This window comes from Streptomyces sp. NPDC005393 (assembly GCF_040606675.1).
Classification (GTDB): Bacteria; Actinomycetota; Actinomycetes; order Streptomycetales; family Streptomycetaceae; genus Streptomyces.
Genome location: NZ_JBEXFG010000001.1, coordinates 123872 through 147922, shown reverse-complemented (window position 1 = coordinate 147922; position 24051 = coordinate 123872). Strand labels below are relative to the sequence as shown.

At 70.9% G+C, this 24051-nt stretch carries 21 protein-coding genes and 2 tRNA genes; 6 read left to right on the top strand and 17 right to left on the bottom strand.

Translation table 11 applies throughout. From position 1 onward, the window contains the following. Positions 1–36 precede the first annotated feature (36 nt). Positions 37–1503 (bottom strand): catalase, encoded by a 1467-nt coding sequence (locus ABZS71_RS00710; protein ID WP_356206337.1) that lies wholly within the window; start codon positions 1501–1503, stop codon positions 37–39. 161 nt (positions 1504–1664) lie between these two features. Between ABZS71_RS00710 and ABZS71_RS00705 the strand changes: the two genes are divergently transcribed. Further along, positions 1665–2078: a Fur family transcriptional regulator gene (locus ABZS71_RS00705; RefSeq protein WP_356206334.1), complete on the top strand. Its 414-nt coding sequence runs from the start codon at positions 1665–1667 to the stop codon at positions 2076–2078. A gap of 79 nt (positions 2079–2157) precedes the next feature. Here ABZS71_RS00705 and ABZS71_RS00700 read toward each other — a convergent pair. The 4 genes from ABZS71_RS00700 to ABZS71_RS00685 all read right to left on the bottom strand — a co-directional run bounded on the left by ABZS71_RS00700 (position 2158) and on the right by ABZS71_RS00685 (position 7425). Next, positions 2158–2231: transfer RNA gene (locus ABZS71_RS00700), tRNA-Met, on the bottom strand. Positions 2232–2311: 80 nt separating this feature from the next. After that, the gene (locus tag ABZS71_RS00695) at positions 2312–4171 is read right to left on the bottom strand and encodes a tetratricopeptide repeat protein (RefSeq protein WP_356206331.1); all 1860 of its coding nucleotides are present in this window, start codon (positions 4169–4171) and stop codon (positions 2312–2314) included. A 181-nt stretch (positions 4172–4352) separates the two neighbouring features. Continuing rightward, positions 4353–4426 (bottom strand) — tRNA-Met (locus tag ABZS71_RS00690). Between the two features lie 68 nt (positions 4427–4494). Next, complete coding sequence (locus ABZS71_RS00685) at positions 4495–7425, bottom strand: UPF0182 family protein (protein WP_356206841.1); 2931 nt, start codon at positions 7423–7425, stop codon at positions 4495–4497. A gap of 136 nt (positions 7426–7561) precedes the next feature. Between ABZS71_RS00685 and ABZS71_RS00680 the strand changes: the two genes are divergently transcribed. Beyond that, entirely contained in the window at positions 7562–8125 is a 564-nt protein-coding gene (locus ABZS71_RS00680; protein ID WP_356206328.1) for a PPA1309 family protein, read from the top strand. 22 nt (positions 8126–8147) lie between these two features. On the opposite strand, the gene ABZS71_RS00675 is transcribed toward ABZS71_RS00680, so the two are convergent. The 4 genes from ABZS71_RS00675 to ABZS71_RS00660 all read right to left on the bottom strand — a co-directional run bounded on the left by ABZS71_RS00675 (position 8148) and on the right by ABZS71_RS00660 (position 11424). Beyond that, positions 8148–9242 carry a PDZ domain-containing protein gene (locus ABZS71_RS00675; RefSeq protein WP_355851410.1) on the bottom strand — a complete coding sequence of 365 codons (1095 nt, stop codon included), beginning with the start codon at positions 9240–9242 and terminating at the stop codon, positions 8148–8150. A 71-nt stretch (positions 9243–9313) separates the two neighbouring features. Then, a complete protein-coding gene (locus ABZS71_RS00670; protein ID WP_355851407.1) occupies positions 9314–9493 on the bottom strand; it encodes a hypothetical protein in 180 nt (59 codons plus the stop codon). Between the two features lie 286 nt (positions 9494–9779). After that, on the bottom strand, positions 9780–10238 hold the full coding sequence (locus ABZS71_RS00665; RefSeq protein ID WP_356206838.1) for a molybdenum cofactor biosynthesis protein MoaE: 459 nt from the start codon (positions 10236–10238) through the stop codon (positions 9780–9782). Between the two features lie 76 nt (positions 10239–10314). Then, the gene (locus ABZS71_RS00660; RefSeq protein ID WP_356206325.1) at positions 10315–11424 is read right to left on the bottom strand and encodes an SDR family oxidoreductase; all 1110 of its coding nucleotides are present in this window, start codon (positions 11422–11424) and stop codon (positions 10315–10317) included. 191 nt (positions 11425–11615) lie between these two features. Between ABZS71_RS00660 and ABZS71_RS00655 the strand changes: the two genes are divergently transcribed. Together ABZS71_RS00655 and ABZS71_RS00650 are read left to right on the top strand one after the other, a co-directional pair. Beyond that, a complete protein-coding gene (locus ABZS71_RS00655) occupies positions 11616–13061 on the top strand; it encodes a zinc-dependent metalloprotease (protein WP_356206322.1) in 1446 nt (481 codons plus the stop codon). Further along, entirely contained in the window at positions 13058–13585 is a 528-nt protein-coding gene (locus tag ABZS71_RS00650) for an NUDIX hydrolase (protein ID WP_355851396.1), read from the top strand. Before ABZS71_RS00655 ends, ABZS71_RS00650 begins: the two co-directional genes overlap by 4 nt. 88 nt (positions 13586–13673) lie before the next feature. Here the strand turns inward: ABZS71_RS00650 and ABZS71_RS00645 are convergent, their stop codons facing one another. From ABZS71_RS00645 to ABZS71_RS00630, 4 genes are all read right to left on the bottom strand, one after another. After that, a complete protein-coding gene (locus ABZS71_RS00645) occupies positions 13674–14432 on the bottom strand; it encodes an AIM24 family protein (protein ID WP_356206319.1) in 759 nt (252 codons plus the stop codon). Between the two features lie 16 nt (positions 14433–14448). Further along, positions 14449–15132 carry an AIM24 family protein gene (locus tag ABZS71_RS00640; protein WP_355851390.1) on the bottom strand — a complete coding sequence of 228 codons (684 nt, stop codon included), beginning with the start codon at positions 15130–15132 and terminating at the stop codon, positions 14449–14451. Between the two features lie 9 nt (positions 15133–15141). Continuing rightward, entirely contained in the window at positions 15142–16833 is a 1692-nt protein-coding gene (locus tag ABZS71_RS00635) for a TerD family protein (protein WP_356206316.1), read from the bottom strand. 102 nt (positions 16834–16935) lie between these two features. After that, the gene (locus tag ABZS71_RS00630; RefSeq protein ID WP_355851384.1) at positions 16936–17565 is read right to left on the bottom strand and encodes a M48 family metallopeptidase; all 630 of its coding nucleotides are present in this window, start codon (positions 17563–17565) and stop codon (positions 16936–16938) included. Between the two features lie 199 nt (positions 17566–17764). Here ABZS71_RS00630 and ABZS71_RS00625 point away from each other — a divergent pair, with 199 nt between their 5' ends. Together ABZS71_RS00625 and ABZS71_RS00620 are read left to right on the top strand one after the other, a co-directional pair. Further along, complete coding sequence (locus tag ABZS71_RS00625; protein WP_356206313.1) at positions 17765–18886, top strand: ThiF family adenylyltransferase; 1122 nt, start codon at positions 17765–17767, stop codon at positions 18884–18886. A 75-nt stretch (positions 18887–18961) separates the two neighbouring features. After that, entirely contained in the window at positions 18962–20338 is a 1377-nt protein-coding gene (locus tag ABZS71_RS00620) for an AarF/ABC1/UbiB kinase family protein (RefSeq protein ID WP_355851378.1), read from the top strand. Between the two features lie 75 nt (positions 20339–20413). Here the strand turns inward: ABZS71_RS00620 and ABZS71_RS00615 are convergent, their stop codons facing one another. The 4 genes from ABZS71_RS00615 to ABZS71_RS00600 all read right to left on the bottom strand — a co-directional run bounded on the left by ABZS71_RS00615 (position 20414) and on the right by ABZS71_RS00600 (position 23901). Then, entirely contained in the window at positions 20414–20722 is a 309-nt protein-coding gene (locus tag ABZS71_RS00615) for a hypothetical protein (RefSeq protein WP_355851376.1), read from the bottom strand. Next, positions 20719–21081 (bottom strand): WhiB family transcriptional regulator, encoded by a 363-nt coding sequence (locus ABZS71_RS00610; protein WP_355851373.1) that lies wholly within the window; start codon positions 21079–21081, stop codon positions 20719–20721. Before ABZS71_RS00610 ends, ABZS71_RS00615 begins: the two co-directional genes overlap by 4 nt. A 115-nt stretch (positions 21082–21196) precedes the next feature. After that, positions 21197–21463: a hypothetical protein gene (locus ABZS71_RS00605; RefSeq protein WP_356206311.1), complete on the bottom strand. Its 267-nt coding sequence runs from the start codon at positions 21461–21463 to the stop codon at positions 21197–21199. 143 nt (positions 21464–21606) lie between these two features. After that, positions 21607–23901: an ATP-dependent DNA helicase UvrD2 gene (locus ABZS71_RS00600; RefSeq protein ID WP_356206309.1), complete on the bottom strand. Its 2295-nt coding sequence runs from the start codon at positions 23899–23901 to the stop codon at positions 21607–21609. Positions 23902–24051: the final 150 nt, after the last annotated feature.

Genomic DNA, 24051 nt, shown 5'->3' with positions numbered 1-24051 from the left:
GCGTCCGGCCTCTTCGGTTGGTACGACAAGCGTCTCTCAGCCGCGCAGGGCCTGGACCGCGGTCTCCAGCCGCTTGCCGTAGTCGGCATCCGCCTTGCGGAAGTTCTCGATGGCCCGCTGGGCGATGTCATCGCGCGAGACCTTCGCGATGAACTGTGCGAGGTTCTCGATCAGACGCTCCTTCTCCTCGTCCGACATCAGCCGGTAGAGGTTGCCCGCCTGGACGAAGTCGTCGTCCTCGACGTGCGAGAGGGCCTCGTGGTCACCGGTCTGACCGGCCACCGGGTACGGCTGCCACAGCGCCTGGCCGGTCTCCGCCGGGCCGCTGAAGCTGTTCGGCTCGTAGTTCTTGGCGCCCGCGTGGCGGCCGTCGTACAGGAGGCCGTCCCGGCCGTAGGTGCGCGCCTCGGTGGCGTGCGGACGGTTCACCGGCAGATGGTCGGCGTTGATGCCGACGCGGTAGCGGTGGGCGTCGCCGTACGCGAAGAGGCGGCCCTGGAGCATCTTGTCCGGGGACGGGCCGATGCCCGGCACGAGGTGCGCCGGCGAGAAGATCGACTGCTCGACTTCGGCGAAGATGTTCTGGGGGTTGCGGTTGAGCTCCAGCTTGCCGATCTCGATCGGCGGGTAGTCCTCGTGCGGCCAGACCTTGGTCAGGTCGAACGGGTTGAAGCGGTAGTTCGCCGCCTCCGCCGCCGGCATGATCTGCACCTGCACGGTCCAGGTCGGGAAGTCACCGCGCTCGATGGCCTCGCGCAGGTCGCGCTGGTGGCTGTCGGGGTCCAGACCGGAGGTCTCGGCCGCCTCGGCGGTGGTGAGGTTCTTGATGCCCTGGTCGGTCTTGAAGTGGTACTTGACCCAGAAGACCTCACCCGCCGCGTTGTTCCACTGGTAGGTGTGCGAGCCGTAGCCGTTCATGTGGCGGTACGAGGCGGGGATGCCGCGGTCGCCGAACAGCCAGGTCACCTGGTGGGTGGACTCGGGCGAGAGGCCCCAGAAGTCCCAGACGTTGTCCGCCTCCTGCGAGCCGGTGTACGGGTCGCGCTTCTGGGTGTGGATGAAGTCGGGGAACTTGATGGCGTCCTTGATGAAGAACACCGGGGTGTTGTTCCCGACGAGGTCGTAGTTGCCGTCCTCGGTGTAGAACTTCAGCGCGAAACCGCGCGGGTCGCGCACCGCGTCCGCCGAGCCGAGGTTGCCCGCGACCGTCGAGAAGCGCAGGAACGTCTCGGTCTGCTTGCCGACCTCGGAGAGGAACTTCGCGCGGGTGTACTTCGTCACATCCGCGGTCACGGTGAAGGTGCCGTACGCACCGGCGCCGCGGGCGTGGACGATCCGCTCCGGGATCCGCTCGCGGTTGAAGTGGGCGAGCTTCTCGATCAGGTGCTGATCCTGGATCAGGACCGGACCGCCGACGCCCGCCGTCTCACTGTTCTGGTTGTCCGCCACCGGAGCCCCGGACTCCGTGGTCAGCGGGCCAGTGGTTTCGCTCTGGACCGTCACGTGCGCCTCCTGCGTATTCGCGTCCTGTCCCTTGGTCTGGGGCTACGCCGATCCTACATTGGACAATGTCTAAGTCAAGAAGCACTGGAGAGTGATACCGGATCTGGTCATGGACTCACCCGCTGCTACCCTTGTCCTTATCTGACTGATAGGTGAATGGCATGAGTGACCTGCTGGAACGGCTCCGGGGACGCGGCTGGCGACTGACCGCGCAGCGGCGTGTCGTCGCCGAGGTCCTCGACGGGGACCACGTGCACTACACCGCCGACGAGGTACACGCGCTGGCGGCCGACCGCCTGCCCGAGATCTCGCGCGCGACGGTGTACAACACCCTCGGCGAGCTCGTCTCGCTCGGCGAGGTGATCGAGGTCAGCACGGACGGCCGGGCCAAGCGCTACGACCCGAACGCGCACCGGGCCCACCAGCACCTGGTGTGCGCGCGCTGCGGGACGATCCGCGATGTCCACCCGACGGGCGACCCGCTCGCCGACCTCCCCCCGCAGGAACGCTTCGGCTTCGCGGTCTCCGCGGCCGAGGTGACCTATCGGGGCCTGTGCCCCGACTGCGCGTCCTGACGACAGGCGCGGCCCGGCGGCCCGCCGTCCGGCATGACGAAGGGCCCGGATCCTTGAGGATCCGGGCCCTTCGTTCTCGTAGCGGGGACAGGATTTGAACCTGCGACCTCTGGGTTATGAGCCCAGCGAGCTACCGAGCTGCTCCACCCCGCGTCGGTGTGAGACAACCTTAACCCGAGGCCAACGATCTGAGCAAACCGGTTACCGGTCCGTCACTGCCGACGCCCTGAGCGCTACGCCGTGAGCTCCTGCTGCAGGGCGTCCCGCAGCCGCGCCGCCCGCTCGGCGACCTCCGCGGGCCCGAGCTCGACCGCCCGCGCACACCACCGCTGCCCCTCGGTCAACGCGCCCCTGCGGGCCGCGAGGAGCGCGAGCCGCAGGGCGGCGCGGCCGTGCCCGGCCCCGGCCGCGCGCGTCCACCACAGGGCGGCCTCCGGCTCGCTGCCCTCGCGGGCCAGCAGCAGCCCCAGATTGAACGCGCCGTTACTGCTGCCCGCCTCGGCGGCCATGCGGTACCAGCGCGCGGCCTCGACCACATCGCCGCGGGCGGCCGCGAGCATGCCCACGCGCACCTGGGCGCGCCGATGGCCCTGGCGCGCGGCCCGCTCGTACCACTCCTCGAACTCGGGGACATCGGGCATGGACCCGTCCTCGGTGCCGTCCACCCCCGAGCCGCCGCCGAAACCGGCCCCGGTACCGAAACCGGTCCCGGTCCCGTGCCCCGCACCGTCGCCCACCGACGAGCGGTCCAGCAGCGCGGCCAGCCGGAAGGCGGCCTCGGCGCTGCCGCCGCCCGCCGCGCACCGCAGATGGCGCTCGGCGGCCTGGCCGTCGCCGTCCCGCAGCAGGGCGATGCCGACCTGGAGCGCCGCCTCGGTGTGCCCGGCGGCGGCGGCCCGCTCGTACCACTGCCGGGCCGCCCGCTCCTCATCCCGGCCCGCGTACAGGATCCCCAGGTTGAACGCGGCGTCGACGCTGCCCGCCTCGGCCGCCTTGGAGAACCAGGGCTCGGCCCCCGCCGCGTCGCCGCGCTGCAGCAGGAGTACGGCGACCGCGTTGGCGGCCTCACGGTGCCCGGCGTAGGCGGCGCGGCGGTACCACTGCTCGGCCTGCGCGGTACGGCCCTGCTCTGCGCAGAGCAGCCCGAGGTTGTACGCGCCGTTGATGTCCCCGGCATCGAGCGCGGCGCGGTACCAGCGCTCGGCGGTCTGGGTCTCACCGCGGTCGGCGTGCAGCGCGCCCAGCGCGTTGGCGGCGTTGCCGTCGCCGTCCAGGGCGGCACGGTGCCACCAGACGGCGGCGCTGTCGGTGTCGCCCGCGTCACGCAGCAGGAAGGCGAGCGCGCAGGCGGCACGGGGCTCGCCGTCCTTGGCGGACATCAGATACCAGCGGCCGGCCTCCTGGATCTCACCGCGCTTTTCCAGCAGCGTGCCGAGGCGCAGGGCGGCGCGCCGGTGGCCGCGCGCGGCGGCCTGCCGGTACCACTGCTCGGCCTCCTCCGGCTCCGCCTCGGAGCCGCCTCGGCGGTGCTCGTCCTCGGCCCCGGCCTCGCCGTCATCGGTGCGGTCGAGGATGCGGGCGAGCCGGTACGCGGCCTCGCGGTGGCCGCGCTCGGCGGCCGTACGGAACCAGCGCTCGGCGCCGATGTCGCTGCGGTGCTCGAGCAGATCGGCGAGGGCGTACGCGCCCAGGGTGTGCCCGGACTCGGCGGACTGGCGCAGCCAGTACTCGGCGGCGGGCTCATCGCCCCGCTCGCGGTGGTGACGGCCGAGGGCGTGGGCCGCGGCGGCGGATCCGGCGACGGCGGCGATGCGCCACCAGCCGGCCGCCTCGTCTGCGTAGCCACGCTGGTGGAGCAGGACGCCGAGGTTGTTGGCGGCGGCGCGGTCGCCCGCCGCGGTGGCGGCGCGCAGATGCGGTTCGGCGCCGTCGAGGTCGCCACGGCGCAGCAGCAGCGCGCCGAGTGCGCTCATCGCGGAGGTGTCGCCGGACTCGGCGGCACGGCGGTGCCGGGTCTCTTCCTCGGCATCGTCATGCGTGTGCGCAAAACGCCCTGTCTCCACCAGACTGACCCTGTCCCCCATAAATCCCATCGTGACATCACCCGTACCCGGCGTACACCTGGTATACCGCAGCCGACGAGGTCACTTCAGCGTTTTGTCGACTTGCCCACAGAGAGACAACCCAAACGCTTGTATCCGGATTCCCCGAGTAGACGCTCATGAACACACAGATAAGGCCCGGATCCTTGCGGATCCGGGCCTTGTCTGTCAGTAGCGGGGACAGGATTTGAACCTGCGACCTCTGGGTTATGAGCCCAGCGAGCTACCGAGCTGCTCCACCCCGCGCCGTTGTGTGACCACCGTACCACGGCGCGGAGGGCCGGCCGCTCGGCCGTTCTCCCAGGTGAGCGCGGTCAGCCGCCCTTGCCCGGCGCGCCCTGGCTCTGCGGCTGGTTCTGCTTCTGTCCCTGCTTCCCGCTCTGCCGGTCGGCGGCCTTCTGCTCCGCCTTGGCGGCCTTGTCCAGCGCCTCCTTGAGGCTCTCCTGGGCCCTGCCGTAGGCGTCCCAGTCCTGCGGCTTCTGCTCCAGCGCCTTCTGGCTGTCCTCCCACGCCTTCTGGGCGTCCTTGAGGGCCTGGCGCACCGTGGGGTTGTCGGACGGCGTCTGGCCGCTGTCGGCCGGCGGCTTCGTCGGATCACCGCTCGGGCTTTGGCCGAAGGCCACGTCCAGCGCCTTCTCAAGACTGTCCTCGAACGCGATCCGGTCACCGCCGTCGGACACCAGAACCTTTTTCAGCAGCGGGTAGTCGGTCCCCGCCCCTCGGACATAGACCGGTTCGACGTACAGCAGCCCGCCGTCGAGCGGAACAGTGAGGAGGTTGCCGTACTCGACCGTCGAGTCGCCGCCCTTGAGGAGTCTGATGCTCTCGGCGATCTTCGGATTGGAGTTGAAGAGACTCTGCACCAGCTGCGGCCCTGACACCGGGGTGTTGGGGGGCAGTTTGAGCAGTCGTATGGTCCCGTACCCAGAGCTCTTCGCGTCGGCTTCCACCGCCATGAACGCGCCCAGGTTGTCGCGGTCGTTGGGGGTGAAGGTCGTCGTCAGGGAGAACTTCTGCTTCTTCTGGTCCGGCATCCGCATGCTCAGGTAGTACGGCGGGACCGAATTGCCCTTGTTCGTGGGGTCATCCGGGACCTGCCACACCTCACTGCCGCTGTAGAACTGGGCAGGGTTGGTGACGTGGTAGCGGGTGAGCAGCTCGCGCTGCACCTTGAACAGGTCCTGCGGATAGCGGAAGTGCTCCATCAGGTTGTCGCTGATCTTGCCCCTGGGCTCGACGGTGCCCGGGAACGCCTTCTCCCAGGTCTTGAGCACCGGGTCCTTGGTGTCCCATTCGTAGAGCTTGACGGAGCCGTCGTAGGCGTCCACGGTCGCCTTGACCGAGTTGCGGATGTAGTTGACCTTGTTCTGCTGCGCGACCACCGAGCGCTCTCCGTCGCTCAGCGAGTCGGCCGTGGTGTCGCCCAGGGTCGTCCGCGACGCGTACGGGTAGCCGTTGGTCGTGGTGTAGGCGTCGACTATCCACTTGATGCGATGGTCGACCACCGCCGGATAGGCGTCACCGTCGATGGTCAGCCAGGGGGCGACCTTCTCGACCCGCTCCTTGGGGGTGCGGTTGTAGAGGATCCGCGAACCGTCGCCGATCGCCCCCGAGTAGAGAATCTGCGGCTCGCCGAACGCCAGAGCGTACGCCGCGCGGTTCATCGGGTTGGAGAGGCTCACACCGCTCTTGCCGGTGTAGGTGTAGGTCTTCTCGTCTCCGTTGTTGCCGGAGTAGTCGAGCTCCTTCTGCGGACCGCCCACGATCGAGTACTGCTTGGTCTTCTCGCCGTAGTAGATCCGCTGCTGGTACGCGTCGAACTCGCCCTCGGCCGGCAGGTTCTTCTCGGTGAAGTCCGGCAGGCCGTTCCGCGTCGTCGACGTGCCCTTGGCCGCGACCGCGCCGTAGCCGTGGGTGTACTTGAAGTGGTCGTTGATCCAGTTGCGCTCGGGGATGCCCGCGATGTTCAGCTCGCGCAGCCCGATGACGGTGTCCTGGTCCGCGCCGGCCTTCGTCTTGTAGCGGTCCACGTCCAGGGTGCTGGGGAAGCCGTAGTAGCCACGGACCTGCTGCCGCTGCTGGAATGTCGGCGAGACGACATTGGGGTCGAGCAGCCGTACGCTCGCGGTGGAGTCGGCGTCGGCGCGCAGTGACTTGTTGTCCGCCTTGCTCTCGCCCTTGTAGTCCGCCACCTTGGAGTCATCGATGCCGTACGCCTTGCGCGTGGCCTCGATGTTCTTCTGGATGTACGGCGCTTCCTTGGCCTGCTCGTTCGGCTGGACCTGGAACTTCTGCACGATCGCCGGGTAGAGCCCGCCGATCAGGATCGCCGAGAGCACCATCAGCCCGAAGCCGATGACCGGCAGCTGCCAGGTGCGCCGCCACAGCGTGGCGAAGAAGAGCAGCGCGCAGATGGCCGCGATGCAGAACAGGATGGTCTTCGCGGGCAGATAGGCGTTCGCGTCCACATAGCGCAGACCCGTCCAGTTGCCGGTCGCCTTGAAGTCGCTCGACTTCACCGCCAGGCCGTACCGGTCCAGCCAGTACGCGACCGCCTTGAGGGCGACGAAGACGCCCAGCAGCACCGACAGATGGCCGGTGGCCGCGGCGGTCGCGCGGGCGCCCGGGCTGGTGACCCGCAGCCCGCCGTAGAGGTAGTGCACCAGGGCGGCGGCGATCAGCGAGAGCACCGTGGCCGCGAAGCCGAAGCTCAGCAGAAAGCGGTACCAGGGCAGATCGAAGGCGAAGAACGACACGTCCTTGTGGAACTGCGGGTCCTTCTGCCCGAACGGCACCCCGTTGACCCACAGCAGCCAGACCCGCCACTGGCCGGCCGCCGAGGCGCCCGCGATCAGCCCGACCAGGGCGGTGACCGCGAGGAGCACCCACTTTTTGAACGGGGCGATGCCCATCCGGTAGCGGTCGAGGCTCTGCTGCTCGAGCGACATCGCGCTGAGCGGCGGCCGCAGCCGGTGCGCCAGCCATATGTTGATCCCGACGGCCGTCGCCATCAGCAGGCCGAAGACGAAGAACAGACCGATCTTGGTCCTCAGCGTGGTACTGAAGACCGAAGAGTAATGAAGTGAGCGATACCAGAGCCAATCCGTCCAAAACCCGGCAAACATGACGAAGAGCATGGCCAGTACGGCCAGCACGCCCAGGGTCATGAGCAGGGTCCGGACGCGCCGGGACGGTCGGCCGACTCTGATCCGCGGCCCCGTCGGGCCTCCGCCGCGGTCCGGCATCTGGAAAGCCAAGGTGCGCACCTCGAAGTTCGCTGTCGGTGGAGCGGGCCCGGACACAGGAGGGCCCACCTGATGCAACTTACTCAGGCTTTACTCAGTTCCCGTTTCCGGGTCCGATCAGGGCACGATATGAACCATGTCCAACGCAACCCCCGGAACCGGCCCGCTGGCCGCCAATCCGCTGACCCGAGCCGTCCTCGAAATCGACGAGTACGCCTCCGGGCTCGGATGGGACCAGCCCGCCCGGCTCTTCGCCCTTGTCGACACCGCCCAGCTGCGCACCCAGGAGCCCGGCCTCGCCGCCCAGCTCGGCCTGGACGAGGGCGGTGAGGCAGCCACCACACTGACCCCCATCGAGCAGGACGAGCTGCCCGCCGACACCCCGCTCGACGAATTCCTCGCCACCATCGCCTGGCCCGACGCCGTGATCGGCTGCGCCATGACCGTGGAGCGGCTGATGCTGCCGCCGTCCGCCGAGGACTCCGTCCCCAAAGACATGGACGAGGCCCAGCTGGCCGAATGGGTCGCCGAGCACCCCGAGCGCCAGGAAGTGAGGATGACGGTCGCCGTACTACGGGACGGCGCGCGCGACGCCGCCCTGCGGCTGCGCGAGAAGGACTCCGCGACGGAGGTGCTGACCGGGACCGGTCTGGTGCCGGGTCTCGCGGACGCGCTGGCCGCCACCTTCGCCACCGACTGACCCCGCGAGGGGGCGCGCCGCCTCAGCTCGTCGAGCACTTCGGCAGGCCGGCGGTGTCCCCCTTACGGATCTTCTTGAGGGCGTTCAGCGCGTCGTCGATGGTGTGCACCTTCACCAGCCGCAGGCCGTCGGGCACATCCTTGGCCGCGGCCGCGCAGTTCTCCTTGGGCGTGAGGAAGAAGCGGGCGCCCGCGTCGCGCGCGCCGATCGTCTTCATCTCGATCCCGCCGATCGGGCCGACCGTGCCCTTGTCGTCGATGGTGCCGGTGCCCGCGATGAACGTGCCGCCGGTCAGATCGCCGGGCGACATCCGGTCCACGAGCCCCAGCGAGAACATCAGACCCGCGCTGGGCCCGCCCACGTCGGCCAGCTTGATGTCGATCCGGACCGGGAAGGTGTGGTCGGTCCCGGCCTGGATCCCCACGATGGCCCGCGCCGGGCCCTGGTCCGCCTTCTTGGTGGTGAGGGTGACCCGCTTCTCTCCGCTGGGCTGCTTGCCGGCCTTCTCCGCCGCCGCGGCCGCCTTGACCGGCACGACCGAGAAGACCACCTTCTCGCCGGGCTTGTGCTTGGTGACCAGCTTGGCGACATCCTCGGGCTTGCGCACCGCCGTACCGTCCACCGACTTGATCACATCGCCCGCGTGCAGCCTTCCCTCGGACGGGCTGCCCTTCACCACGATGCCGACGATGACATGCGCGGTGACCGGCATCTTCAGTGCCTTGAGCGCCGCGACCTTGGCGCTCTCCTGGGACTGGGTGAACTCCTCGGCGTTCTGCTGGTTGACCTCGTCCGGGGTCTTGTTGTCCGGGTAGAGGGTGCTGTGCGGCACGACCACGTCATCGTGGGCCAGCCAGCCGTAGACGGCCTCCACGAGGTTCATCCGGTACTCGGAGCCGGTGACCCGGACGGTGGTCATGTTGAGGTGCCCGCCGGTCGTCTCACAGCCCTTGTGACCCGAGATCTGCAGAACGCACTCGCCGTTGTGCTCGCCCAGGGTGTTGTACGTCGGTCCCGGCGACATCTCCGCGTACGGCACCGGGATCAACACCCCGGCGCAAAGCAGCGCGATCAGCATCAGAAGGGAAGCGAGCATCGTCGCAGTGCGGCGTGGCATGGAACGACAGTACGGGACGCGTCTGTCAGTCCACCCCTGGGGCCGTCCGTACGAGGGGCGGGGGCGGGGCCTCAGGCGGCGTCCGAATCGGCGTGCCCGCGCTCCATCGCCTCGCGGAAGCGCGCGTATCCGGCCAACTCCGCGACGTCTCCCCCGCTCGTGCGTTTGCCGGCGCGGGCGGCGATACCGGCATATATGACCGCGGCTATCGCCGCGAGCACTGGTATGAGCAACCAGAGAAGCGCACCCACAGCGGCCTCCCGTCCCCTTTAAGAACCGCGACTGAAGAACAGCGACTGACAGATCAGCAGATTAATGCTCCGCCAGGTCAACGCTCACGGCAGGGTGCGGGTTACGCAAGTGGAGTACACCCTTCAGTGCCCACCGAGCGCGCTGGGGGCGCGTGTACCCCTTACGCGTCCACCCATTCTTCTTACGCGCCCACCCCCCCACCCGTCGCCCGACCACCACCCCTCATCGAGGCGCTACGCGCCCACCCCCCCACCCGTCGCCCGACCACCACCCCTCATCGAGGCGCTACGCGCCCACCCACTCTTCGGTGCCGTCCGCGAACGTCTGGTGCTTCCAGATCGGGACCTCGCGCTTGAGGTCGTCGATGAGGCGGCGGCAGGCGGCGAAGGCCTCCGCGCGGTGCGGGCAGGAGACGGCCACCACCACGGCCAGATCGCCGATCACGAGATCGCCCACCCGGTGCACGGCGGCCAGCGCGCGTACCGGGAAGTCGGCCGCGACCTTCTCGGCCACGCGGCGCAGCTCGGCTTCGGCGGTCGGATGGGCGGAGTAGCCGAGGGCGCCCACCTCCGAGCCCCCGTCGTGATTGCGTACGGTGCCCACGAACAGCGCCGTGCCACCCGCGGCGGCGTCGCCGACCGCCCCCAACACCTCGTCCACGGACAGCGGGGTGTCACGGACGGCGAGCAGCCGGATGGGGTCGGCCGCCGCGTGCTCGCCAGGGTGATCGTACGGATGTGCCATGCCGTCCATCGTGCCGTACTGCCCCGTCCTCATGGAATACCGGATCACGGAAACTCTTTTCCGAAAGCGAGCTCTCTCAGGCCCTGCGGCGTGCCTTACGGGCGCGCCGCACGATCGCGGCGGTGCCCACCAGGGCCACGGTCGCGCCCGCGGCGCCGAGCGTCGTGGCGTCCTTGCGGCCCAGCCGCCGGCCGACGACCGTATGGCGGCCGGAAACCTCTTCCAGCAGCTCGGCGAGGACCTCCTCATTGGTCCAGCGGGGCCGCCAGCCCGCCGCGTGCAGCCTGCTGCCGCTGACCGCCCAGGGGTGCATCGTGTACGCGAGGTCGCCGGCCGGGGACGGCGTGAGCCCGAGCCGGTGCAGCCGGGAGGCGGCGCCCAGCGCGACCGCGGACGGCAGCTCCATGCGCCGGATTCCGGACAGCTCCTCGACCTCCTCCTGCTCCAGCCAGCCCTCGCAGCCCACCGTGAGCTCGCCCTCGACCTTCTCCAGGGCGGCGTACTCCAGCGCGCTGACCAGGTCCTCCATATGACAGAACTGCCAGGTGGGGCGGGATCCGGCGACGACGAGCAGGCGTGGCGACTCGAAGTAGCGGGTCAGCGCGGTGTCCGTGCCGCCGACCAGGATCGCGGGGCGCACCACGGTGACATTCAGCCCGGGGTGCGCGCGGGGCGCGCGCTGCCCGAGCCGCTCGATCTCCAGCAGATCGCCGACCCCGGTGGCCTCGGCGGTCGCGCGCAGCTCCGCGTCCTCGGCGAGCGGAACATCGTTGTCAGCGAGCGCTCCGTAGACCATCGCGGAGGTGCACAGCACCACCCGGTGCACCCCGGCGGCCGCCGCGGCCGTCAGCACGGTCTGGGTGCCGCGCACGTTGTACGCGGTGCGGGCGGCCGGGTCGGTGCCCAGATCGAGGTCGACCGCGAGGTGAACCACGACATCGGCACCGCGCAGTTTGTCGGCGATGGCCGGATCGCGGACGTCCAGCACCTGCCACTGCGCCTCGGTCACCTCGCCGCGGCGCTCGTCGATGGCCACCACATGCTTGATCTCCTCGGACTCCGCGAGCCGCTGCGTGAGCAGGGCACCGGGGCCCGAGGCGGCACCGGTGACCGCCACGACGGGTCGTCGTGCGGTACGGGCCGTATCGTTTCGCGCAGCGCGAACTTCTCGGTCTGGGGAACTCACCGGGCGTCTCCAGCGGTTGTCTTCAGTACGCAGCGCACCGACGCATGCATACCAGGTGACGTCCATCCTGCCGCAGGGCGGCTATCAGCGAAGCACCGAGCCGGTAAACCGGCGAGGTGTCTAGGCTGGGTGGTGATGTCGGGCATCCGCCACCGGCCCGGGGCCGGTGGCCCAACGAGCCGAGGAAACCCGTGAGTGACTCCCCATTCGGATTCGGCCTTCCGCCGGAGGAGCCGGAGGACGGCGACGACGGCAAGAAGAAGGGCGGCCAGGGCGACGAGCAGGGCCCCGCGAATCCCTTCGGGTTCGGCGGGGCGGGCGGAGCCGGCGCGGAGAATCCGTTCGCCGCGATGTTCGGTTCGCTGGACCCGGGCGATCTGGGCGCCGCCTTCCAGCAGCTCGGGCAGATGCTCTCGTACGAGGGCGGCCCGGTGAACTGGGAAATGGCCAAGGACATCGCGCGGCAGACCGTCGCGCGCGGCACCGCCGACGGCACCAAGGACGAGAGCGTCGGCACCGCCGACCGCGACGCGGTCCAGGAAGCCGTGCGCCTCGCCGACCTGTGGCTGGACGGCGCCACCTCGCTGCCCTCGGGCTCAGCGGCCGCGGTGGCCTGGAGCCGCGCCGAGTGGGTCGAGGCGACCCTGCCGGTGTGGAAGGACCTGGTGGACCCGGTGGCCGAGCGGGTCGGTGCCGCCATGGGCGATGTGCTGCCCGAGGAGATGCAGGCCATGGCCGGCCCGCTGCTCGGGATGATGCGCTCCATGGGCGGCGCCATGTTCGGCACCCAGATCGGGCAGGCGCTCGGCGTGCTGGCCGGCGAGGTGGTCGGCTCGACCGACATCGGGCTGCCGCTGGGCCCGGCGGGCAAGGCGGCGCTGCTCCCGGTGAACATCGCGGCGCTCGGCTCCGGTCTCGGCGTCCCCAAGGAAGAGGTCCGGCTGTATCTGGCGCTGCGCGAGGCGGCCCATCAGCGGCTGTTCGCGCATGTGCCGTGGCTGCGCTCGCATCTGTTCGGCGCCGTCGAGGGGTACGCGCGCGGGATCAAGGTCGACACGGCCAAGCTGGAGGACGCGGTCGGCCAGCTCGACCCGACCCACCCCGAGCAGCTGCAGGAGGCGCTCCAGCAGGGCATGTTCCAGCCGGAGGACACCCCCGAGCAGAAGGCCGCGCTGGCGCGTCTGGAGACGGCCCTCGCGCTGGTGGAGGGCTGGGTGGACGCGGTGGTGCACGCCGCGGCCGCGCCTCATCTGCCTTCCGCGGACGCCCTGCGCGAGACGCTGCGGCGGCGCCGGGCGAGCGGCGGGCCCGCCGAGCAGACCTTCGCCACGCTGATCGGCCTGGAGTTGCGGCCGCGCCGGCTGCGGGACGCCTCCCGGCTGTGGGCCTCGCTGACCGACGCCCACGGCATGGAGGGGCGCGACGGACTGTGGGCGCACCCCGACATGCTGCCGACGGCACAGGACCTCGACGACCCGGACGGCTTCGTCCACCGCGAGCAGCTGGACTTCTCCGAGCTGGACAAGATGCTCGGCGAGGCGGCGGGCGGTCAGGACGGCCCCAAGGGGTCGGATGACGGCAATAAGGACAGCGACAAGGACGGCGGCAAGGGCGACCCGGGCGACGACGAGAAGTGAGTCTTCACACGGACGCGGCGCGGGTCCTCACCGAGTGGCCCGCGCCGGACGCCGCACAGGAGCGGCTGCGGCTGGAGTACGGCGACCATCTGACCGCGCATCCGGACGGTATGTGGAAGGCGTGCCGGGACGGGCATCTCACGGCCAGCGCGCTGGTGATCGACCCCACCCGTGAGCGTGTGCTGCTCACCCTGCATCGCAAGCTGCGGATGTGGCTCCAGATGGGCGGCCACTGCGAGCCGGACGACGCCACCCTGGCGGACGCGGCGCTGCGCGAGGCCACCGAGGAGTCCGGTATCGAGGGGCTGACGCTGCTGCCGGGCGGCCCAGTGCGGCTGGACCGGCACCACACGCCCTGCGCCTGGCATCTGGATGTGCAGTACGCGGCGGTGGCGCCGCGGGGCGCGGTGGCGGCGATCAGCGACGAGTCGCTGGATCTGCGCTGGTTCGGGTACGACGAGGTGGCGGACGTGGCCGACGCGTCGGTGCGGCGTCTGGTGGCCCGTACCCGGGCACTGGTCTGAGCTGCCCGGGCACCGGTACCCGGGCACTGGTCCGAGCGGCGGGGCGGACGCGGGCCCCGCACCGCGGTAGTACGGGGCCCGTCGCCGTTCAGTTGCTGAAGATGTTGCCCTGGTTCTGTCCCCGGGCGCCCTGCTGGCCCATTCCGAACTGCGCGGCCATGCCGCCCCCGATCCCCGCGTTCTGCGGCGGGAGCAGCTCGCTGGGCTGGACGAGGGCGTAGCCCTGGCCGAGGAAGCTGAGCTCCCAGCCCTCCCCCGTGTTACCGCGCCGCCGCCAGACGCCCGAGGAGTGCGTCTGCGCCTGCATCTGGACCCGCAGCGAGCTGGACCAGGCGACGATGGCGTCCGCGTCCACGTTGACGTACTTGTCCGGCGTGACCTGGAGCATCAGCGGCTGGCCCGAGGTCATCAGCGCGACCTTGCCCCGTCCGGAGATATTGAGGTTGTACTTGCCGGAGCCGGAGATTCCGTACTGGCTGTCCACCGCGATCGACTCCCAGTGCAGCGTGGAGTCGAGGGCGAGGACATAGGCGCTGTCGACGGTCAACCCGTCGTGGTCCACATCCACCACATGGATGTGCTGCGCGAGATTGGCGAGATAGACCGTGCCCTGTCCGGAGCAGCGCATCAGATCGAGCCCCTCGCCGGTACGGGCGCGGGCCCGGTGCTGTCCCGGCGTCTGGTACTCGCCGTCGAACTCGATCAGCCCCTGATAGGCGACCATGCTGCCCTTACGGGCGAGCACATCCTCATGGCCGCTGAGGGCGACCCGCAGCAGCTGTGGGTTCTGCAGCGCGTAACGGTCCTGGGTCTGGTTCTCGGTGAAGCCGAAGAGCGGGCTCTGCATGGTGTCTCCCTTCCCCTCAGCCCCGCGCCCGGAGCCGGTCGGTGCTGTCCTCACTGGGCTGTACGACGACGAAGCCCTGCCCGGAGAAGCCGAGCTGGTACGCCTCGCCGCTGCCCCGGCCGATCAGGGACGACGCCTTGAAGCTGCGCTTGCCCTTCACCTTGAGGCTGGTGGACCAGGCGACGAGGGCGTCCGGGTCCACATAGGTCTCGTCCTCACCGCGTCCGCAGTCGACGACGATGGGGGTGCCCCGGGAGGTCAGGGCGACCCATCCATTGCCGGAGACGCCCACATTGAACAGGCCCTGCCCGGCGAACTTGGCGATGCCCTTGACCCGTTCGACGCCCCACTGGAGGTGCGCGTCGAAGGCGAGCAGATTGGTGCCGTTGACCGACAGCGCGTCGCCGCCCAGATTGATGCAGACGACATTCGCCCCGTAGTCGGCGAGGTAGAGCAGCCCGTCGCCGCTGCACCGCATGAGCGGAGCGCCCTCGCCGGTCAGCCACTGGGAGGCCATCTGGCGCACCGCGGGCGGGTTCGGCTCGTACTGCACGAAGCCCTCATACGCCACCATCGAACCGGTGCGGGCGAAGAGGTCCTGGCCGCTCTGCATGGCGACCTTGAGCATGCTGCTGCCGTGGTTCTCCATCCGGGCGGCGACCGGGGCAGGGGCATAGCCCGTGATCAGTTGCTGGTCCATGACGATGCCTTAGACCTCGTAGGGCTGGACGACGATGAAGTTGCCGGGCGCGCCGCGGAACTGGAGGTTCACGGTCTCCCCACTGTGACCGGGGTAGGCGCTGCGGCGCAGCCGCACCTGGCTGGAGATGATCACCTGCGAACCCGCGGACCACGCCACGATGGCGTTGCTGTCGGCGAAGGTCGTCGGGGTGACGGGGAGGACGACCGGGGTGCCCTCGGTCTTCACGACGACGGTACCGGTGCCCTGGAACTGCATGGTGAACAGCGCGCCGCCGGGGATGCCATGGCCCTCGATGCGGCGCACCTCGTGCTGCAGCGACTCATCGAAGGCGAGCACGTTCTCGGCGGCGACACAGATCGCGTCGCCCTGGAGCTCGATCGGGTGGAGTTCGGCGGCGTTCTCGGCGAGGAAGACCTGGCCCTGGCCGCTGCAGCGCATCAGCTGCATCTCCTGGCCGGTCGCGTTGCCGACGATCCGGCCGCGGAAACCGGCGCCCTTATAGCTGAAGTCGACCTTGCCCTGGTAGAGCACCATCGTGCCCTGGCGGGCGAGCACGGGCTGGCCGCCGACGCCGAGGTCCACCCGCATCAGCCGAGGGTTCTGCGGGGTCCAGCGCTGGCCGGTGGGCGCCTCGCGGTACTGGGCGAGCGCGCCCTGGACACCGGGGGCGCCGCCCTGGGGTGCCTGAGGGGCGCCCCCCATGCCCTGCGACTGTCCGTACGGGGCGGGCTGGCCGGGCTGGCCGGGGTACGGCTGGGCGGGCGGCCGGCCGTACGGGGCGGGGGCGGGCGGTGTCTGACCCGGCATCTGGCCGAACTGCGGCTGCTGGCCGGGGAACTGCCCCGGCGGCGCGGGCGGCGGGACCTGCCCGGGGGGCGGGGCCTGGCCGGGCGACACGATCGGCGCGGCGATGGTCGGCGCCCCGTGCATCTGCGGAGTACCGGGGGCGGGCTGCCGGGCCGGCGGCGGGGTGCCCTGCGGCGGCGTTCCCTGGGGCGGCGTTCCCTGGGGCGGCGTTCCCTGGGGCGTGCCGAAGGCGGGGGCGGGCTGCGGCTGGGGCGCGGGCGGCGCCGGGGCGGCCGGGGCCGCGAAGCCCGGGGCCGGGGCTGCCTGGCCGGGCGGCGCGAACCCGGGCGCGGCGCCCCGGGCGGGCGCGGGGGCGGGCTCCTCCTCGGCGACCTCGCCGCCGAAGTTCTTGAGCAGCGCGTCCAGTCCGCCGTCGAAGCCCTGCCCGACGGCGGCGAACCGCCAGACGTCCTTGAGGTAGAAGTCGCCCAGCATCACCGCACGCTCGGTGGAGAACTCCGCACCGCTGAAGGCGTACCGGGCCACTTCCTCGCCGCCCGCGACGATCCGGATGTGGCCGGGGCCGATCTGCGACATCTGGCCGGCGCCGTCGACGGTCGCGGTGAAGGAGAGCTTGTGGATATGGGCCGGAATGGCATCGAGGGTGACGCGGAACGACTCGGTGTCACCCGCCTGCGCCCCGAGTTGCTGTATCGCTTCTTCAGGTGATTTCGGCTGGTTGAAGAAGATGAAGTAGCGGTCGTCCGACAGCCGCTCGTCGGCGTCGAGGCCGAAGCAGGTGATGTCGAAGGTCAGGCCGGGACCGGCGATCTGCACGCCGACGTACAGATCCCTCCCGGCCGTCAGGTCACTGATCTTGGCCTTGTGGCCGCGCTGGAATTCCCTGGCCATACGTAACGACCGTCCCCCATCCCGATACCGGTGTGTGCGTTGCGCGCCAGGCTAGCCGCTGCCGCCGACTATGAGCGACGCCAGGGAGCGGGGCGCGGTTCCTCAACTCTGCTCGTCTCCGCTCCCGGAAAGATGCGGCAACCGGCCGGCGGCGACCACGCCCTCGAGATATCCCCGCGCCCGCTCGGTGCGCGGATACGCCTCCAGAAGCTGCCAGAAGCGCCGGCCGTGGCCGGGCACCAGCAAATGGGCCAACTCATGGAGGAGGACGTAGTCCACGACGTACTCCGGCATGCCCTGGAGCCGGTGGGAGAGCCGGATGCTGCCCTCGGCCGGGGTGCACGACCCCCACCGGGTGTTCTGGTTGGTGACCCAGCGGACGGTGGCGGGCCGGGCCCGGCCGCCCAGGTACTGCTCGGACAGCCACTCGGCGCGGGCGGCCAACTCGGCGTCGCCCAGCATCCGCTTGCTCTCCTGCGCCGCGAGCTTCTCGAGCATGACCGTCACCCAGCGCTGCTCCTCCGCCTCGGACATCCGGGCGGGGATGAGAACGACGGTGCGGTCGCCCTCGCGGTAGGCGGAGACCGTCCTGCGCCGTCGGGTGCTCCGGCGGACATCGACCGCGTTCGCCCCCGAGCCTGGGTTCTGCGGGCTCGGGGCGGTGCGCGGTGCTCGGGCGGCGCGGTGCGAGGGGGTCTCCCCAGCGATGCGAGGGGGCGGATCGGCGGGCACGCCCCGACGTTACCCGCTGGCAGCCGGGGAAGTCCCGCCCCGCACCCGGTTGCGGGGCGAACCACTCCAGGGTGTGCACGGCTTGTACGACTAATGCGGCGGCCTGTGGACAACTTTCTGCGGCGGCCTGGCGCCGGACGCATCCTGGGGGCGGTTCGACGAAGGCGGACCGACGAAGACCATCGACGGGGGGGCGGCGATGCATCCCATGCTCAAGCCCGCGCTGCGGCGCGGCTGGCGGAGCCGGGACACGGTGCAGTTCGGGGTGGCCCGGGCGCATGCGGTGGTGATGGGCCCGGTGGACACGGCGACGGGCAGCTTTCTGGAGCTGCTGGACGGCACCCGCGGCCTGCCGCTGCTGCGGCAGGAGGCCCGGGCCATCGGCCTGCCGGAAGGGCGGGCCGACGCACTGATGGACCGGCTGATGGCGGCCGGGCTGCTGGACGAGCCGAGGGACGGCGGGGAGCCCGCGGCCGCCCTGGACCGGCTGCGGCCGGACGCGGCGTCGCTGTCGGTGCTGCACCCGGAGCCGGGGGCCGCGGCGCGGCTGCTCGCCGCGCGACGCGCGATGCGGGTGCAGGTGCGCGGCGCGGGGCGGGTCGGGGCGGCGGTCGCCGCCGCGCTCTCGGCCTCGGGCGTCGGGCAGGTCGATGTGGTCGACGGGGGCTGTGTCGAGCCCTGGGATGTGGCTCCCGGCGGGCTGCCCGCCGAGCGGATCGGAGAGCGGCGAGACCTGGCCGCGCGCCGTCTGGTGCGGCAGACCGCGCCCGGCCCGCTGCCGCGCCGGGCGGCGCGGGAGCCCGCGTCCTGTGGCGAGCCGGGGCTGGCGCTGGCGGTGATCACCCCGCGTGACGGCCTCGCCGCGTACGCACCGGATCCGGTGACCGCCGAGCCGCTGCTCGCCTCCGGGACACCCCATCTGTACGCGGGGGTCATCGAGGCCACGGGGGTGGTGGGGCCACTGGTGGTGCCGGGCATCACCCCATGTGCGGGCTGTGCCGCCGCGGGTCGGGCCGAGCGGGAGCCGGAATGGCCGAGAATGCTCGCGCAGTGGCGGTCCGGCCGCCGCCGGGCCGCCCCTGCCTGTGACACGGCGCTGGCCATGGTGGTGGCGGGGCTCACCGCGGTTCAGGCGCTGGCGTTCCTCGACGGCCGGCCCTCCCCGGCCGCCGGAGCCCGGTGGGAGCTCGCTCTTCCCGCCCTGCTCTGGGAGGCGCGGCCCGTCGAAGCGCATCCCGGCTGCGGCTGCGGAGCGGCCGGGGAGGAGGATGCGGTATATGCCTCGGCCATAGAGGCACCACACGCGACAATGTCCGGGTGACCGACGTCCGCGGATGGGGCGACGGGGGCCCGGGGGCCACCTCCCGGGATGGCTCAGTTGTAGTTGGAGGGGCGCATGTCCGATCTGCCGCGCAAGGCGATCACCCGTACCGCCAAACTGGCGGCGCTGCCCTTGGGATTCGCGGGGCGCGCCACGTGGGGGCTCGGGAAGCGGATAGGGGGGCGGCCGGCGGAGAGGGTCGCGCGCGAGGTGCAGCAGCGCACCGCCGAGCAGATGTTCAAGGTCCTCGGGGAGCTCAAGGGCGGGGCCATGAAGCTCGGGCAGGCGATGTCGGTCTTCGAGTCGGCACTGCCCGAGGAGATAGCCAAGCCGTATCGGGCTGCCCTGACCAAGCTTCAAGAGGCGGCGCCTCCCATGCCCACGCGCACGGTCCACACGGCGCTGGCGGAGCGGCTCGGCCCGGACTGGCCCGAGCTCTTCCAGAACTTCGAGGACAAGCCGGCGGCGGCCGCCTCGATCGGGCAGGTGCACCGCGCGGTCTGGCATGACGGGCGCGAGGTGGCGGTCAAGCTGCAGTACCCGGGGGCGGGTGAGGCGCTGCTGTCCGACCTCACCCAGCTGAGCCGGTTCGCCCGGGTGCTGGGGCCGCTGGTGCCGGGCCTGGACATCAAGCCGCTGATCGCGGAGTTGCGCGACCGGGTCGCCGAGGAGCTGGACTACGAGCTGGAGGCGCGGTCCCAGCGCGCCCATGCGGAGGAGTACGCGCACGACGCCGAGATCGTGGTGCCGGAGGTGGTGCACCAGAGCGACCAGGTGCTGATCACCGAATGGATGGAGGGGATCCCGCTCTCCGAGGTGATAGCGGAGGGCCGGCCCGACGAGCGGGACCGGGCAGGCCAGTTGCTGGCCCGCTTTCTCTTCTCGGGGGCGTCCCGCACCGGGCTGCTGCACGCCGATCCGCATCCGGGCAACTTCCGGCTGCTGACCGGGGACGATCCGGACGGGCCGCCGGAGCGGTGGAAGCTGGGCGTGCTGGACTTCGGCTCGGTGAGCCGGCTTCCGGAGGGGCTTCCGGAGCCCATCGGCCGCGCGCTGCGGATGGCGCTGGAGGGCGATGCCAAGGGGGTCTATGAGCTGATGCGCGGGGAGGGGTTCGTCAAGCCGACGATCGAGATCGACCCGGACGATCTGCTGGACTTTCTGCTGCCGATGCTCGAACCGGCCCAGGTCGAGGCATTCCACTTCGACCGGGAGTGGATACGGCGCCAGGCGGCGCGGGTGGCCGACCGCCGTTCGCCCGTCTATGAGCTGGGCAATCAGCTCAATCTGCCGCCCGCCTATCTGCTGATTCACCGGGTGACCCTGAGCACGATCGGGGTGCTGTGCCAGTTGGGCGCGACGGTGCGGCTGCGGGGTGAACTCGAGGCGTGGGTGACCGGCTTCGCCGCGGACCCGGAGCCCGAGGAGCAGGCGGCAGAGACCTCCGCCTGACGAACAGTGCGAAGCCGAAGGGCCGGTCCGATTCGGACCGGCCCTTCGGCTTCGTTCGCACTGTTCGTCAGAGCGTCACTGCATGACCGCCATGGCCAGAGCGCGGCGGGCGCGGAGCGAGGCACGCTCCGCACGGCGCTGCATACGGCGGGCGGCGGCGAGCCGGACGGCCCTGCGTTCGGACTCTGCCTCGTGCAGCCGGTCGTGCATATGCGCACGGGCCAGGGCTTCTGGGATGAGTTGCATTTCACGGTTCCTGTTCTGGCGCGACTCGGGCGCACCGGAGGTATGGCGTGCGGGGCTGTCGGAGAGTGGGGTCATCGTCGGGACCTGCTTCATGGGGTCGTGCGTCGCTGGGCGATCGATAGTGCCGAGGGTGCTCATGCCGCGACCGGGTTCTTGCGCGGACGGCCACGCGGCCGCTTGCGGGCCACCACCACGCCCTGGACAAAGAGCTCGCCGCCCCAGACGCCCCAGGGCTCACGGCGGTCCTTGGCCCCGGCGAGGCATGCCTCACGCAGCGGACAGGTCTGACACAGCGACTTCGCGTACTCGACGTCGGCCGGGGACTCGGCGAAGAAGACCTCCGGGTCGTACGAGCGGCACGGGACGGCGACGCCCAGGTTCTCGATGGCCTCATCAAGTTCGGTGAGGGCGGTGAGCGGGGTCAAGGAGTCCTCCGAGGCGTCAGGCGGGCGGTTCAGGTCGGTTGCTACGGACGGGGCGTGCGCGTTGAGTTGCACGGTGGTGTGTTCCTCGTCTCTCGGTCCGGCTGGTGGCCGGGCTCTGGCAAATCAAAAGGGCCGCGGATCCCGGTGTGGGTTCCGCGGCCCTGGAAGGTGCCGACCTGATGCTGGATCAGGCTGGATAACTCCAGGGTTCGAGCCTGCGGAGGGCCCACGTCTTGTGGTGCTGCTGCGTCATCCGGGTTCCGGCACCATCGGCCGCAAAGGCATAGGCAATCGCCCGTGCCGCTGCCGCTACCGCAGGTGCCTGAATCGGTCGCTCACTGAGGCGCGCTTCATTGGCGCCGGGCATACCGGTGCCAGGAAGGGCGGAGCCGAGCAGGCAGGTGGCGACGACCGATCGATCGGTCATTTTGATGGTGTTCATGAAGCTGATCATTTGGTCTTCGCCTCCTCTCGGCGTCTCAGGGGACTGGTCGGAACCAGCCCGGGTGTTCAAGTACAACACGGATTCCTCGGATCCCGGAAGGGCCGCTGTCTCCGTGCTCGGAAGGCTATGGGTACGCCCTCCACGCGCGCAAACTATTTTTCCGTCGAGTTCTGCCGAGGGTCACCCGATTGGCTGCCCCCGGCCTCGTCGGCCCCCTCGCCGTCGCGCGCCAAGGGCAGTTCCCGGCCCGCGCACAGCGCGAGAACATCCGCGCCGAACCTGTCGAGTTTCCGTCTTCCGACACCAGAGATGCCGGAGAGCTCCGATTCGGTTCCCGGAACGGCCTCGGCGATCGCGAGCAGTGTCTTGTCGGTGAAGACACAAAAGGCCGGCTGCCCCAACAGCCCCGCCTGCTCCGCCCGCCAGTCGCGCAGCCGCTCGTACAGCGCCTCGTCCAGCTCGGACGGGCAGTCCTCACAGCGCATCAGCTTCATCTCGCCCGCGTCGGTCAGCGTTCTCCCGCAGACCCGGCAGTGGACCGGGCCGCGCCGCTTGCGCACCGCGCCGCCGCCCGTGCCGCCGGCGGCGCCGCGCTCGATCCCGCCGCCCCCGCCCGCCGGGCGGGCGCCCAGGGCCGCGGAGCCGGGCCGCAGCCCGTTCAGAAAGCGGGTGGGGCGACGGGAGGCGCGGCCCCCCGGGGCGCGCGAGAGCGCCCAGGACAGGCTCAGATGGCGGCGGGCCCGGGTGACCCCCACATAGAGCAGCCGGCGCTCCTCCTCGATCTGCTCATCGGTCTTGGCGTAGGTGATCGGCACCATGCCCTCGGTGAGACCCACCAGAAAGACCGCGTCCCACTCCAGCCCCTTGGCCGCGTGCAGTGAGGCGAGCGTCACACCCTCGACGGTCGGGGCGTGCTGCGCCGCCGCCCGCTCGTCGAGCTCCGCCACCAGATCGGACAGGGTGGCCCCGGGCCGGGCCCGGACGAAGTCCTCGGCGAGCCGCACCAGGGCGGCCAGGGACTCCCAGCGGTCACGCACCGCGCCGGACCCCGCCAGGGGCTCGGCCGTCCAGCCACGGGTGGACAGCACGGCCCGCACCTGGGACGGAACGTCCTCGTCCGCCAGCTCCGGATCGGCGCTTCCCGCGCGGGCCGCGCCCCGCAGCAGCAGCCCCGCCTCGCGCACCTCGGGCCGCTCGAAGAACCGCTCGGCGCCGCGCAGCTGATAGGGCACCTGGGCATCGGCCAGCGCCTGCTCATAGAGCTCCGACTGGGCGTTGACCCGGTAGAGGACCGCGATCTGGCTCGCCGGGACGCCACCGCCGCCCCGCTCGACCGGGGTGATCAGCTCACGGATCCGGTGGGCCGTGGCCTCGGCCTCGGCCGGCTCGTCCGGATAAGCGGCATAGACCGGGTCGGGGCCCGCCTCCCGCTGCGAGACCAGCTCCAACCGGTGTTCGGCGGCCCGGCCGCGGGCCTGGGAGAGCAGACCGTTGGCCAGATGGACGACCTGCGGGGTGGAGCGGTAGTCACGGATCAGCTTGACCACCGTGGCCCGGGGGTGGCGGGCGCGGAAGTTCAGCAGATGGTCGGGGGTGGCGCCGGTGAAGGAGTAGATGGTCTGGCTGGCGTCACCGACCACGCACAGGCTCTCCCGGTCGCCGAGCCACAGGTCCAGCAGCCGCTGCTGAAGAGGGCTGACGTCCTGGTACTCGTCGACCACGAAGTGCTGGTACTGACGGCGCACCTGGTCGGCGATGTCCTGCCGCTCCTGGAGCACCCCGACCGTCAGCAGCAGGACGTCCTCGAAGTCGATCACGCCCCGGTCGCGCTTCAGCTGCTCATAGGTGGCATAGATCCGGCCGATCTCGGCGGGGTCGCGGGGGGCCTCCCGGCCGGACTTGGCGGCCACGGCCGGATAGTCCTCGGGCACGGTCTGGGTGACCTTCGACCATTCGATCTCGCCGGTCACATCCCGCAGCTCATTGCGGTCCAGCCGGATCCGGCAGCGCGCGGCGGCCTCGGCGACCAGCTGCACCTTCCGCTCGACCAGCCGCGGAACCTCCCCCCCGACCGCCTTGGGCCAGAAGTACTGCAGCTGGCGCAGGGCCGCCGAGTGGAAGGTGCGCGCCTGCACCCCGCCCGCGCCGAGCTGCCGCAGCCGGCCGCGCATCTCGCCCGCCGCGCGGTTGGTAAAGGTGACGGCGAGCACACTGGCCGGCTGGAGTATCCCCGCGCGCACTCCGTAGGCGATCCGGTGGGTGATCGCGCGCGTCTTGCCGGTGCCGGCCCCGGCCAGCACGCACACCGCGCCGTGCAGGGCCGTCGCCACCTCGCGCTGCTCGGGGTCGAGCCCCTCGAGCACCGCGTCGGCATCACGCGGCGTGGCCGCGTACCCACCCGGCGTGGAGCCTTGCGGGAACAGAGGGGAGGACGTTGCTGCTGTCACCCCGCCATGCTGCCAGGTCCCCTGAGACCCCCGTGCCGGTTGTCCACAGCCGTGCCCGCCCGGTCGTACGAATCCCGCTCAGCCCGCCGGGAATGACCCGAGGGGGGTAAGCGTTCTCCCTCTGCCCACCCCACCGAGCCTCCAGGAGAG